The organism is Proteus sp. CA142267, from assembly GCF_003336825.1.
Lineage (GTDB): Bacteria > Pseudomonadota > Gammaproteobacteria > Enterobacterales > Enterobacteriaceae > Proteus > Proteus terrae.
The window spans coordinates 977,114-990,101 of record NZ_QPMG01000001.1 but is presented as its reverse complement, the minus strand read 5'-3'; the positions used below and the strand labels follow the sequence as shown (position 1 = coordinate 990,101).

Below are 12,988 nucleotides of genomic sequence, written 5' to 3'. Positions count from 1 at the left end.
AAGAATAAGATATTTTTTTATTAAAAAAGCAAGAGCTTTATAAGGGGCGTACACCATGGATTATGAATTTCAGCGAGATCTCACTGGCGGTATACTAGCCCGTTTTTCGATGGATCATGAAGCAATAGGCTATTGGCTGAATGATGAAATTCAGGGCGACATTAGTCTTATCGATCAAATTCTTGAAGAAATGGAAGGTATTAAAGGTAGTGAAAGACAGTGGGAACTTATCGGTAAAGAATACAGTCTTTCTATTGATGATGAAGAAGTGATGGTAAGAGCTAATACCTTGCATTTTGAAACAGATGAAATGGAAGAAGGGATGAGCTATTACGATAACGAAAGCATCTCTTTTTGTGGTTTAGATGATTTTGCTACCATGTTACAAAAATATCGGTTATTTATTCTGGAAAATAGAGGAAATTAACAATTCCTATATATTTTTTGAATAAATCTGCCACAATATACTATTGAATTACTATTCTTTTCATTACGTTTTTAAGTTTAAAAGGTGGTCTAATGAATGAATTACCCGCTAGTTTAGATGAAGCAACAGGTTGGTTTGTGGCAAATCAGGATCTCTTTATTCAATATGCTGTGAATATTGTAGCTGCATTCTTGATCCTGTTTATTGGTCTTTTTGTCGCAAAAATGATTGGTAAAGGTGTCGCAAGAGTTCTTACATTGCGCCATATTGATGCTACGGTTGTGACATTTTTATCTGTTTTAGTTCGTTACACTGTTGTTGCTTTTACCTTAATTGCGGTATTAGGACGATTAGGGGTTCAAACAGCATCTGTTATTGCGGTATTAGGTGCTGCCGGTTTAGCTGTTGGCTTGGCCTTACAAGGATCACTGTCTAACTTTGCTGCGGGTGTATTAATTGTTATCTTCCGTCCGATCCGTACAGATGAATATGTGATGATTGGCTCTGTAGAAGGTACGGTAAAAGATGTACAGATTTTCTCTACAACATTACGCTCAGCCGATGACAGAATTATCGTTATTCCAAATAGTAAAATTATCAGCAGTGAAGTGATAAACTTAAGTCGTGAGCCTAATCGCCGTACACAAATTATTGTTGGTGTGGCTTATGATGCTGATATTGATAAAGTTAAACAAGTCTTAGGTGATGTTGTTGCGAAAGACAAACGCATTCAACACGATAAAGGCGTAACTATCCGTTTACATGAAATGGCACCGTCTTCATTAAACTTTGTGGTGCGTGTTTGGACAACTAATGGCGATGCATGGCCTGTTTATTGGGATTTAATGGAAGATTTTAAACGCGCATTAGATGCGAATAATATCGGTATTCCATTCCCACAAATGGATGTTTATATGCATCAAACACCAAGTGCGGCAGCGAAAGCAGAATAGTCTCACAAGAATAGATGACATAAAGCCACGTTAATAACGTGGCTTTTTTGTATGATAAGACAAGAGAAATAATAAGATAACACAGACTATAAAAGGGATTGGATACTAAAGATGGAGATAATATTAAGGAGTTTCTTTTTTGTTTTGCATTACGTTGATAGTTATATTGTGTTTGTTTTGGCGCTCTTATTATTGTGGTATTTCCATAAAGCAGAGAAAAAACGAGCACGTATTATCTTATTTATTACTGCACTAATTGTGGTAACACCTCATGTCACAATTTGGTCTAATTTTATTTTTATGCTATTAGTGAGTATGGCTATTTCATCCTATTAATCTTATTAGCACTTCATTTTTTCCTATTTTATCACTATTAGTTTTTCTTATTCTCAATAAGAATGATTCATTTCCTCTAATATCAAAATCCCTCTATTATTCATCTAAGATAAAATGAATAACTATTAAGGTATTTTGCATGTTCACAACTTTTTTTCAGGGGTTCTTATTAAGTGCAGCAATGATCCTACCAATTGGTGCGCAGAATGCCTTTGTTTTACAGCAAGGAAGTAAAAAGCAGTTTCACTTAATGAGTGCATTTTTATGCGCTTTAAGTGATGTTATTTTAATTACGGCGGGTGTCTTTGGTGGAAGTGCTCTACTCAGTCAATCAGAAATACTTTTATTATTGATCACATGGGGAGGTGTGGCGTTTTTACTATGGTATGGCTGGAATGCATTTAGAACTGCGTTTTCAAAAGATATTGAATTATCACAAAGTGAAAATCAGGTAAAAAGCCGTTGGCGCGTGATTGTGACATTAGTTGCCGTGACTTGGCTTAATCCTCATGTTTACTTAGATACATTTGTTGTGATAGGTAGCATTGGCGGGCAATTAACATCAGAATTACGCCCTTGGTTTACATTTGGTGCGGTATTTGCCTCTATAAGCTGGTTTTTTGCGTTATCACTACTTGCGGCTTGGTTTTCTCCAATATTAAGCAAAGCGCACTCTCAACGTATTATTAATCTATTTGTAGGATGTGTAATGTGGTTTATTGCTGTTCAATTAGCAGCACAAGGATGGAAAACTCTCTTTTAATCTTAAAGAACTTTACATCAGATATGCTAAGGTTCTTCTTAGCTATAAAAAGATGGTCTTAAAATTTATTATGTCGGGGGTTTTTGTGAAATTAAAAGCAATTGTATTAGCATCCGTGTTTACGCTGGGATTACCTTCATTTGCATTAGCTGCTTCTGAGCCAGAAGGACCACATATTACAACATCGGGTAATGCGACAATTAAAGCCGCTCCTGATATGGCGACATTATATATTCAGGTTAGTGAAAGAGCGAAAGATGCCGCTCTTGCTAAGAAGCAAGCCGATGAACGAGTCGCAAAATATTTTGCTTTCTTAAAAGAAAATGGTGTTGTGAAAGAAGATATTGATGCTGCTAATATCCGTACTCAACCAAACTATGAGTATGATAAAAAAGCAGAGCGTTCAGTAATTAATGGTTATACTGCAACACGAACTGTGAATGTCAAAATTAAGAAACTAGAGCAGCTTAATACACTACTTGATGGTGCATTGGCGGCTGGTTTGAATGAGATTAATAACGTTGAGTTTGGCGTAAATAATCCAGAACAATACAAATCAAAAGCACGAGAAGTTGCGATTAAAAATGCCATTGATCAAGCAACGTCAGTCGCAAAAGGTTTTGGTGCTGATTTAGGTGCTGTTTATAGTGTGAGCTATCGTGCTCCAGAAGCCACACCTTATACTATTGGGCAAGTTCGTATGGATTCAATGGCATTAAAAGCGCAAGCACCTGCTGCTGTGCAAGAAACCTATGAACAGCAAAGTATCGAGTTTAAAGATTATGTTGATGTGGTTTTTGAATTAAAACGCACTAAATAATCATGCTGTGATGAAATTAAAATAGGCTTCAATATGAAGCCTATTTTTTTGAGTTAATAAGATGAAAGAGCATATTACTCTTCATCCTGTTTTAAAACTTTACGACCAAAATCAATGAGTGCGTCTGTCACTTTTCTCATGGTTCTACTTTCTGGCGCAAATCGGTGCCAATAAAGCATACGTCGTTGGCAAAGCCCCGGTGTCAAATCAACCAATTCTCCACTTTTTAGTTCATTAGCAATTTGCAGATGAGGGATCATACAACAGGTTGAACCTTGTTTAGCTAATTGCACAAAGGCTTCAGAGGAGTTCACGATATGGCACGGTACACTGCCCGGAGATAAACCGAAGTTTTGTTGTAAAAATGCCTGATGCATATCATCAAGATGGTCGAATGCCACTGCCGGTGCTTTTAATAATGAAGATTTTGTTACGCCGTTTGCAAAGTAGCGTTGAGCAAAATCAGGAGAAGCAACAAATAGATAATCGAGAGCACCTAATTGATCGACAAGACAACTTGGTAGTGCTTGTGGCTGAATACTGATTGCACCAACGACTTCACCTCGTCTTAATCGTTCTTGAGTGCGAGTTTCATCTTCAACTTGAATATTGAGACGAATAGGCAGTTGCGTTAATACAGGATGTAACGCGGGCAATAGCCATGTTGCTAAACTGTCCGCATTCACTGCCAAAGAGAGTAAAAGGGGGGTGGAACCGCTGTTTTCATCACCCAACCATTGTTCTTCAAGTAATTCTACTTGATGCAATAGTGCTAATAATTTTTGCCCTTGTTCTGTAGGTTGAGGCGGAACAGTTCTGACTAATAGCGGTTGTCCAAATAAATTTTCTAACTGTTTGATACGCTGAGAAACGGCAGATTGTGTAATACATAACTTTTGCGCAGCTCGTTCAAAGCCACGTTCTCGAATGACGGCATCAAGGGCTTGTAATGCTCGATAATCAGGGCGTTTCATTAACAGACTCTCTTTGATTTTATATTCTATTGCTTACTATGCCATATTTTTCGTTGTAATGAGTTAAAATGTTGCTTCTCAGTTTTTGATGTGTCTCGTGCTAGTTTTGAATGCAATATGCTATTCTTAGTCCATTAACGTAATAAATAAGGTTTTTTTAAATGACTCAGGATGAATTGAAAAAAGCAGTAGGTTGGGCAGCGCTTGAATATGTAAAACCAGGCACGATTGTTGGTGTCGGTACTGGCTCTACGGCTTCTCACTTTATTGATGCATTAGCAACAATGAAAGGTCAAATCGAAGGCACAGTTTCAAGTTCAGAAGCATCCACAGCAAAATTAAAGAGTTACGGTATTCCTGTTTTCGACTGTAACGAAGTTGATTCTTTAGATATCTATGTTGATGGTGCTGATGAAATTAACCATCAAATGCAAATGATCAAAGGTGGTGGTGCTGCATTAACGCGTGAAAAAATCATTGCAGGTGTAGCGAAAACATTTATCTGTATCGTTGATGAATCTAAACAAGTCGATGTGCTAGGTAAATTTCCATTACCAGTAGAAGTTATTCCAATGGCGCGCTCTTATGTTGCACGTGAACTCGTTAAACTGGGTGGTTTACCAGAATATCGTGAAAATGTGGTAACTGATAACGGTAATGTTATTTTAGACGTTCATAATTTAACAATTCTTAATCCTATTGAGCTGGAAAACAAAATTAACAGTATTCCGGGTGTTGTAACTGTAGGATTATTTGCTAACCGTGGCGCGAATGTTGTTTTAATGGGCACCTCTGAAGGTGTGAAAACCATTAAATAATTCTTTTTAAGATAGGTAGCTATGGCTACCTATTTTTTTAAATTATTTTAGAAACTGCAAATTCAGTGATATATATCACACGATAGTTATATTTCTCTTTAAAATCCTGCCATTTTCAAAGTCAAAATCATTTTACTCGGTAGAAAATCACTTTATTTACCGCTTATTCTGTCATCACTGCAATCGGTTGTATTGCCACAAAATCTATTTTTGTTATGTTGATGAGACAGGATTTTGTTTTTCATTAAATGTAATAACGATAGGGCAGGGTAAATGGTCAAAGTATCTTTGGAAAAAGAAAAGATAAAGTTTCTACTCCTTGAAGGTGTGCACCAAAGTGCAGTAGAAAATTTAAGAGCGGCGGGTTATACCAATATTGAATATCACAAAGGCGCATTATCGGACGAAGAATTAAAAGAAGCTATCCGTGATGCACGTTTTGTTGGTCTTCGTTCTCGCACTCACTTAACAGAAGAAATTTTTGCAGCCGCTGAAAAATTAGTTGCTGTGGGATGCTTCTGTATCGGCACTAATCAGGTTGATTTAGATGCCGCTGCTCGTCGCGGTATTCCTGTATTTAACGCTCCTTTCTCAAACACCCGTTCCGTGGCAGAGATGGTGCTTGGTGAATTACTGTTATTACTGCGTCGTATTCCTGAAGCAAATGCGAAAGCGCATCGTGGGATTTGGGATAAACAAGCTAAAGGCTGTTTTGAAGCGCGTGGTAAAAAACTGGGTATTATTGGTTATGGTCACATTGGTACACAGTTAGGTATTTTGGCAGAAAGCGTGGGTTTAGATGTCTATTTTTACGATATTGAAAACAAACTGCCATTAGGTAATGCAACACAAATTCGTCATCTTTCTGAACTGTTGAATATGTGTGACATTGTCAGCTTACATGTGCCAGAAACACCATCAACCAAGAATATGATTGGGCATGAAGAAATTCAGCGCATGAAACCTGGCTCAATTCTTATCAATGCTTCTCGTGGTACTGTGGTTGATATTCCTGCGTTATCACAAGCACTAGAATCTAAGCATTTGTCAGGTGCAGCAGTTGACGTATTCCCATCAGAGCCAGGTGCGAATAACGATCCTAACGATCCGTTTATTTCTGAACTTATCAAGTTTGACAATGTGATATTAACACCGCATATCGGTGGTTCAACCCAAGAAGCACAAGAAAACATCGGTTATGAAGTTGCGGGCAAGTTAGCGAAATATTCAGATAACGGCTCTACATTATCTGCTGTTAACTTCCCAGAAGTATCACTGCCAAGCCACGGTGATGATGTAAACCGTTTACTGCATATTCATGAAAACCGTCCAGGTATGATGAACAGCATCAACAAAGTGTTTACTGAAGAAAACATCAACGTAGCCGCACAGTATTTACGTACATCAGGTAACGTAGGTTATGTTGTGATTGATATTACAACACAAACGAAAGCTCAAGCTGAATTAGTGTTACAAAAAATCAAAGCATTACCGGGAACAATCCGTGCTCGTATGCTTTACTAATTATTGATACATTATCGGTAATATATTGAAGGCTCGAAATATCGAGCCTTTTTTTTGTATTTATCAAATTTTAATTATTGAATTTGTTGCTTCCATAATTGGTAATAGAGTGCTCGATTTTCTATTAAATGAGCATGTGTTCCTTCTTCTAATACCCTACCTTTATCTATTACATAGATATAATCTGAATGTACTAATGTATTTAGACGATGTGCAATGCTAATTACAGTTCTGTTTTTACAAATCTGAGGCAAATTCGCTAAAATTTGTGCTTCTGATCTGTAATCTAATGCTGAAGTTGCTTCATCTAAAATAAGAATACGCGGATCAGTTAATAAAGCTCTAGCAAGCGCAATACGTTGACGTTGTCCTCCAGATAAATTGCGACCTCTTTCTCCAACTTGGGTATTAAAACCTAAAGGAAGTTGCTCAATAAAATCTAAAGCCCCTGCAAGTTGAGAAGCTTCTATTATCTCTCTTTCACTCGCGTTGGGTTTTGATAAACGAATATTTTCAAGGATCGAGCCACTAAATAAAAAACTCTCTTGTAAAACAAGACTAATACTTTGGCGTAAAGAGAGTGGATCGGCGATAGCGAGATCCATTCCATCAATATAAATTTGCCCTTGTTGAGGCGTATAAAGACGTTGGATCAAACGTGTAAGAGTACTCTTTCCTGAACCAGAACGCCCCGTAATACCGATAAACTTACCAGCAGGAATAGATAATGAGAGAGCTTCAATGACATCTGGTGTGTTATTAGCGTAACGGAAATAGACATTTGAAAAAATAATGCTCCCTGTGATTTTAGGAACGGTTGCAGTTCCATAAGGATGATGTTCGGTAGGGGTATTTAAAATATCGCCAATACGACGCAAAGAAATGGTTGCTTGCTGAAAATCTTGCCAGCATTGCGCTAAGCGTAAAATAGGTTGTGTAATATGCGCAGCAAAAAGATTAAAAGCAATAAGCTCACCCACACTCATTTGTGCCTTGATAATTAAATTAACACCTTGCCATAAAATAATGGCTGTCGCGATTTTATGAATGATAGAGATAAGTTGTTGTGCAAATAACGCTTTTTTAGCTCCAGAAAATCGTTTGTTAATATGATCTGTAAGTTTGTATTGCCAGCTTTCTATAAATTTATTTTCTGTTGCTGTGATTTTTATTGTTTCGATACCATTTATTGCTTCTGTTAGTAGACTGGTATTATCCGCATTGGCCTGATATTCCTGCTCAACCCAATAACGAATAAAAGGGCCACAAATAAGCCAAAGTAGAAAGTAGAGTGTTAATGCACCTAAGGTTATCCATGTTAAAAGTGACGAATACATGAACATGACAGAGATAAATACGATGATAAAAACCAGATCTAGTATTCGCATAAAAGCAGAGTTAGTAATAAATTGCCGAATATGTGAAAGCTCTTGAATACGGGTAATAATCTGCCCTGATTGGCGTTGATTAAAAAAATGGCTAGGTAAGCCGATAAGATGTTGAAATACCTTTCCTGAAAATTCAGCGCCTAACTGACAAGAAATAAAAATATATAACTTATCGCGCAAATAAAGATAGAGGGGTTCTGTGACAGCAATCAGTATCAATAAATAACCAAAAAGGTGTAGGTTAGATAAATTTCTTCCTGTTAGTACTTTATCAATCATAATTTCGAAAATTAAAGGACCGACTAACGCAAACAGTTGACAGCAACAAGCCAAAATAAAGATAAAAAGTAATGCATTTTTTTGTCTTAACAGGGAAGGAATAAACCAGCGAAAATCAAATTTAGCTGATAATGGTGAAGGCTCTTTAGTAATAAGTAATAGTGTATTGAGCTTCTTTTTTTTATCAATAATAAACTCACTTTTAATACTATTTCTAGGTTCTAAAATAGTAAGCTTTTCCTTTTTTATATCTTTTAAAATATACCAATGCTTATCTATTTCAATAAGGGTATTAATTATAGTTTTTTTCTCTTTATCATAATCAAAGGTATCAAATTGACATTTTAAATTTAGTAATTGAGCGGTTTCAAAAATATTCCATTTGTTAAGATGATTATCACAACCAAGAAAATGAATGATCTGTTCTTTTTTTATATTTCCTCTGCCTTTTTTAGAAAAATAAAGTAATCCATCAATAATAGAGTGGTGATATTGGTTTTCTTCCATGTTAATTATATTATCCATAATATGAGGGATCTTATTTTTCAGTAAGTGCGTTATGGCGATAAGCTTCTATTGGACTTAAAATATAATCAATGACACGACGTTGTTCAGTGATTATTTCGGCAGTTAAAGACATACCAGGGATAAGACGATATTCTCGTTGGTTATTTTTAATTGTTTGTCTGTTTAATTTAATAATTATTGGATAAATTGAGCCTAATTGATCGTGCTGAACCGCATCTTTAGCAATATTAATAATTTCGCCTTCCATGGTGCCATAGAGTGTATAAGGAAAAGCATCTATTTTTATCATTGCTTTTTGCCCTAAATGAACAAAACCAATATCTTTATTGAGCAAATTAACTTCAGCAATGTTCTCTTGGTTATCAGGTACTATGACCATCACACCTTGTGATGGTTGTAATATACTGCCTAGTGTATGAGTTGAAATTTGTTGAACTGTACCTGTTATTGGAGAACGTACTTTTTTCAGTTGCTGTTTTTTTTGAATATGGTTAAGGTTTTGATTGTAAATGATCAATTCGCTTTCATACTGTTTATATTTATCATGCCATTCTAGATGCTTTTGTTTTTCTAATTGATTTAGATTTTGCTTTTTCTGTTCTTTTTGGCTTTTTAGTAGGTTATATTCTGAATCTTTCGTTTTTATCAGTCTGTTTATTTCTAGTAACTCTTTTTTATTTTCCAGATATTCTATCTTACTAATAAATTTTTTTATATACAGTGTTTGTTTTAATGTAAATCGTTGCTCAATGTTTTCTTTTAATTCTTTTAATGATAATAAATCATTGTAAGTCATTAATTGATTTTTATTATTTACTTCAATCTCTTTCTCGATTACTTTTATATTACTATCAAATTCTTCCTTTTCTTTTTTATAGCTAGTTAAAATATTTCTTTTTGCTTTTTTATCTAACGTATTAAAATGGTAAAGATTTTGAGGGGATATATCTTGGCTTAATGCTTGATAGCGTATTTTAAGCTGTAAGATATTATCTATCTTCTTTTTTATTCCTATTATTTCTTCATCAATACCTAATATATCAAGTGTTAATAATATATCGCCTTGATTGACTTTTTGTCCTTCCTTTACATGAAGTGTTGCTAATCGACTATGTTCATATATTTGAACAAGTTGAGAATGCCCAATAGCAATAAGTTTACCTGTTGCAGGGGATTGTATATTTAATTTACCGAAATAAGCCCATAGAAGAAAGGCAATAACATGTAATGAAATAAGTATCGCAATATAACGACTATAAGGAGTGATGGGTTTTTCGATAAGAGCAATATGGTTAGGGTAAAAATCGTAATTGTTTGCTTTATTTTTACGCTGAAAAAGAGTGAGAAAAATAGAGGATATATTTAGTTTCATTCTTAACATCCTTGTTGAAGTTGCCAAAGTTTTTTGTAGTAGCCACTGTTTGCAATTAATTCTTCATGGTTTCCATCTTCAATAATTTGCCCTTTATTTAACACAATAATACGAGAACAATTTCGAATAGTTGAAAGGCGATGAGCAATGATAATAACGGTTTTATCTTTAGCAATAAGAGGGAGGTTGTTTTGAATTATGGCTTGGGAGTTATCATCTAAAGCGCTGGTGGCTTCATCGAAAATTAAAATTTTGGGTGAGGGTAATAAGGCTCTGGCAATCGCAATACGTTGGCGTTGACCTCCTGATAATGATGTTCCTCCTTCTGTAATAAGTGTGTCATATCCTAAGGGAAGTTTTAAAATAAACTCATGAGCACCCGCCATTTTTGCAACGTGAATAACTTCCTCTAAAGAAGCATGTTGATGAGTTAATCGAATATTATCAAAGACACTTAAATGAAATAAAAAATTCTCTTGTAACACAAAACCGATTTGCTGGCGTAGATTAGTTAAATTAAATTGTGTAAGTGAAATATTGTCAATTTTTATACAGCCTGATTGTGGAATATAAAGACCTAAAATCATTCTCACTAAGGTACTTTTACCCGATCCTGAAGTACCAACAATACCAATAACTTCATGTTTTTTAATATGTAATGAAATATTATTTAAAATAGCAGGAGTATTGTTTTGATAATAAAAACTCACCTTATTAAAGACAATTTCACCTTTGATATTGGATTGTCGTGTTGCAGTATCCTGCTCTTTAGGAAGATTAAGAATATCTTGTAAGTTATAGATAGCCGTTTTTGTTCTGATATATTTACCCCAAACATCGATTGCCGTCGCAAAGGGTTGTAAACAGAATCTAAGGAGTATCATGAACGCAACAAGTTGACCTATTGTCATCGAGAGAGAAATGACTTCATAGGCACCTCGCCATAACAGTAATGCTATTGTTGTTTTATTAAGAAATAACACAATAAAGCGCGAGAAATTATCAATATTTTGAAGTGCTAAGCTTTTAGAGGTGACCTGATGAATTTGTGTATACCACTGTTGTGTAAATCGAGGTTCAAGCGAAAGGCTTTTAATTGTTTCAATCCCCCCTAAACTTTCGGTAAGAAATCCAGTATTAATTGCCGCTTTTTGATAAAGCTGTTGAACAGAAAGCTCTATTTTAGGTGCGAGAAATTTAGCTAAAATAAAATAAAAAGGGATCGTGGTAATGAAAAACAAAGTTAGCTTTAACGAAAACATTACCATTGCAAAGATAAATATAAAGATAAAAGAAAAATCGACAATTAACATTAATAACGTATTAGTAATAAATTCTCTAATAATGTCTAATTCTTTTACTCGAGTGACAATGGCACCAGTTTGTCGAGATTTAAAATAACTAATCGGTAATCTAAACAAGTGTTCAGTAAGTTTTAAGCTTAAGGCGATATCGATTTTATTTGCTGTATGGTGATAGATGTACTCTCTAATCCCTTTTAGTACTCCTTCATAAATAGCAATAAAAGCCAAAGTAATAACTAATACATCAAGTGTTAATTGTGCTTGATGAACAATGACTTTATCCATAATAATCTGTGTAACTAAAGGCGTTGCCAATAGTAATAATTGCAAAACTAATGAATAAAATAAGATACTATAAAAAGTAGTTTTATATTTTTTAAATACAGGAAAAAACCAAGCAATACTGAATTCATCATTTGATTTAAAATCAAGATAATAGGCGGATTTTATTTTAAATAAGTCATCTCTACTGATAGTTTCTGTTTTATTTTTTTGAGTGTTGTAAATAAGAACATTGTTGTTATTGTTTTTTAGTAAAATAAATAAATTGTCATTATTATCTATAAGAATTAATTTATGATTAATTTGTTTTTTTAATAAGCTGTATGCTTTTATTTTCTTTAATTTAAAACCATGCTCTTTTTCTAATGAATTTACAGTGTGATTGTGTTCTGTTTTTACTTCTTTATTTTTAATTAGGTTGATAATAATGTTAATGCATTTAATTAAATGAATATCTTTTTCATTCATTAGGATAAATACCTTTTGAGTAGGGAAATGTAAAAGGTATTTAAGAATGTTTTTTTTATAAAAAATATAAAAAAACACAGATAATTATTGATGCTAAAAAATAGAATAGTTTAAAAATGCCACTTTTTTTCAGGAGTAATAATTTCAGGTAATGGAACATCCCAATTAGTGGTAGGAAGATAATCAACTTGTTGGCAAGTATGAGCAAGACCCATTGGGTAAAATGATTTTTGTTGCCAGTTTTCTAACGTTCTATCGTAAAAACCACCTCCCATACCTAATCGTTGGCCTTGTGCATCAAAAGCCACTAAGGGTGTAAAAATAATATCAATATCAGCGATGGGAATAACCATGTTCACATTTAAAGGAGGTTCAGAAATATTAAAACGATTTTTTACTAACACTGTAGAAGGTGTGTAACGTAAGAAAAGGAGATGATGGCGATGAAATGGGTGTAATACAGGTAAACAAACTTGTTTATCTAATGCCCATAACTGGGAGATCAGCGGTGATGTATCAATTTCACCGTCAAAAGAAAGAAATAGTGCAATAGTTTGTGCTTGTTTGATTTTAGGATGAGTAAGAACTTGTTCACATAATTTATCAGCTGCTTGTTGTTGTTCTTCTAATGTGAGTAAACGACGTTTTTGGCGAATAGCTTTGCGGATCTCATCTCTTTGTTGAAAAAGTGAAGTGTATGTCATTCATCAATCCATCAATAAGCGGTTGGTATTAAGTGTAAACCATCATTT

At 34.4% G+C, this 12,988-nt stretch carries 12 protein-coding genes; 7 read left to right on the top strand and 5 right to left on the bottom strand.

Annotation, left to right across the window (positions count from 1 at the left end; translation table 11 throughout):
- The first annotated feature begins 55 nt into the window (after positions 1 to 55).
- The 5 genes from C0T34_RS04650 to C0T34_RS04630 all read left to right on the top strand — a co-directional run bounded on the left by C0T34_RS04650 (position 56) and on the right by C0T34_RS04630 (position 3,299).
- Entirely contained in the window at positions 56 to 427 is a 372-nt protein-coding gene (locus C0T34_RS04650) for a YacL family protein (protein WP_098942207.1), read from the top strand.
- 92 nt (positions 428 to 519) lie between these two features.
- On the top strand, positions 520 to 1,380 hold the full coding sequence (gene mscS / locus C0T34_RS04645; RefSeq protein ID WP_098942208.1) for a small-conductance mechanosensitive channel MscS: 861 nt from the start codon (positions 520 to 522) through the stop codon (positions 1,378 to 1,380).
- Between the two features lie 111 nt (positions 1,381 to 1,491).
- Complete coding sequence (locus C0T34_RS04640; RefSeq protein ID WP_098942209.1) at positions 1,492 to 1,716, top strand: hypothetical protein; 225 nt, start codon at positions 1,492 to 1,494, stop codon at positions 1,714 to 1,716.
- A 139-nt stretch (positions 1,717 to 1,855) separates the two neighbouring features.
- Entirely contained in the window at positions 1,856 to 2,479 is a 624-nt protein-coding gene (gene argO, locus C0T34_RS04635) for an arginine exporter ArgO (protein WP_098942210.1), read from the top strand.
- An 85-nt stretch (positions 2,480 to 2,564) separates the two neighbouring features.
- Positions 2,565 to 3,299, top strand: a complete 735-nt coding sequence (locus tag C0T34_RS04630) for an oxidative stress defense protein (RefSeq protein WP_098942211.1) — start codon at positions 2,565 to 2,567, stop codon at positions 3,297 to 3,299.
- A 74-nt stretch (positions 3,300 to 3,373) separates the two neighbouring features.
- Here the strand turns inward: C0T34_RS04630 and C0T34_RS04625 are convergent, their stop codons facing one another.
- Positions 3,374 to 4,273 carry a LysR family transcriptional regulator ArgP gene (locus tag C0T34_RS04625; RefSeq protein WP_069367724.1) on the bottom strand — a complete coding sequence of 300 codons (900 nt, stop codon included), beginning with the start codon at positions 4,271 to 4,273 and terminating at the stop codon, positions 3,374 to 3,376.
- Positions 4,274 to 4,434: 161 nt separating this feature from the next.
- On the opposite strand from C0T34_RS04625, the gene rpiA reads away from it, so the two are divergent.
- Positions 4,435 to 5,091, top strand: a complete 657-nt coding sequence (rpiA, locus tag C0T34_RS04620; RefSeq protein ID WP_072069239.1) for a ribose-5-phosphate isomerase RpiA — start codon at positions 4,435 to 4,437, stop codon at positions 5,089 to 5,091.
- 273 nt (positions 5,092 to 5,364) lie between these two features.
- Positions 5,365 to 6,615 (top strand): phosphoglycerate dehydrogenase, encoded by a 1,251-nt coding sequence (serA, locus tag C0T34_RS04615; protein ID WP_098942212.1) that lies wholly within the window; start codon positions 5,365 to 5,367, stop codon positions 6,613 to 6,615.
- Positions 6,616 to 6,689: 74 nt separating this feature from the next.
- Here the strand turns inward: serA and C0T34_RS04610 are convergent, their stop codons facing one another.
- From C0T34_RS04610 to C0T34_RS04595, 4 genes are all read right to left on the bottom strand, one after another.
- The gene (locus tag C0T34_RS04610; protein ID WP_233063799.1) at positions 6,690 to 8,807 is read right to left on the bottom strand and encodes a type I secretion system permease/ATPase; all 2,118 of its coding nucleotides are present in this window, start codon (positions 8,805 to 8,807) and stop codon (positions 6,690 to 6,692) included.
- Between the two features lie 13 nt (positions 8,808 to 8,820).
- A complete protein-coding gene (locus C0T34_RS04605; protein ID WP_098942213.1) occupies positions 8,821 to 10,182 on the bottom strand; it encodes an HlyD family type I secretion periplasmic adaptor subunit in 1,362 nt (453 codons plus the stop codon).
- A 2-nt stretch (positions 10,183 to 10,184) separates the two neighbouring features.
- On the bottom strand, positions 10,185 to 12,236 hold the full coding sequence (locus C0T34_RS04600) for an ABC transporter transmembrane domain-containing protein (RefSeq protein WP_109849758.1): 2,052 nt from the start codon (positions 12,234 to 12,236) through the stop codon (positions 10,185 to 10,187).
- Positions 12,237 to 12,346: 110 nt separating this feature from the next.
- Positions 12,347 to 12,940 (bottom strand): 5-formyltetrahydrofolate cyclo-ligase, encoded by a 594-nt coding sequence (locus C0T34_RS04595; protein WP_098942215.1) that lies wholly within the window; start codon positions 12,938 to 12,940, stop codon positions 12,347 to 12,349.
- Positions 12,941 to 12,988: the final 48 nt, after the last annotated feature.

Coding starts and splice junctions, on each gene's coding strand:
- C0T34_RS04650 (WP_098942207.1), top strand. CDS start 56: ATGGATTATGAATTTCAGCGAGATCTCACTGGCGGTATACTAGCCCGT.
- C0T34_RS04605 (WP_098942213.1), bottom strand. CDS start 10,182: ATGAAACTAAATATATCCTCTATTTTTCTCACTCTTTTTCAGCGTAAA.
- C0T34_RS04640 (WP_098942209.1), top strand. CDS start 1,492: ATGGAGATAATATTAAGGAGTTTCTTTTTTGTTTTGCATTACGTTGAT.
- mscS (WP_098942208.1), top strand. CDS start 520: ATGAATGAATTACCCGCTAGTTTAGATGAAGCAACAGGTTGGTTTGTG.
- C0T34_RS04600 (WP_109849758.1), bottom strand. CDS start 12,236: ATGAATGAAAAAGATATTCATTTAATTAAATGCATTAACATTATTATC.
- C0T34_RS04595 (WP_098942215.1), bottom strand. CDS start 12,940: ATGACATACACTTCACTTTTTCAACAAAGAGATGAGATCCGCAAAGCT.
- argO (WP_098942210.1), top strand. CDS start 1,856: ATGTTCACAACTTTTTTTCAGGGGTTCTTATTAAGTGCAGCAATGATC.
- C0T34_RS04625 (WP_069367724.1), bottom strand. CDS start 4,273: ATGAAACGCCCTGATTATCGAGCATTACAAGCCCTTGATGCCGTCATT.
- serA (WP_098942212.1), top strand. CDS start 5,365: ATGGTCAAAGTATCTTTGGAAAAAGAAAAGATAAAGTTTCTACTCCTT.
- rpiA (WP_072069239.1), top strand. CDS start 4,435: ATGACTCAGGATGAATTGAAAAAAGCAGTAGGTTGGGCAGCGCTTGAA.
- C0T34_RS04610 (WP_233063799.1), bottom strand. CDS start 8,807: ATGGATAATATAATTAACATGGAAGAAAACCAATATCACCACTCTATT.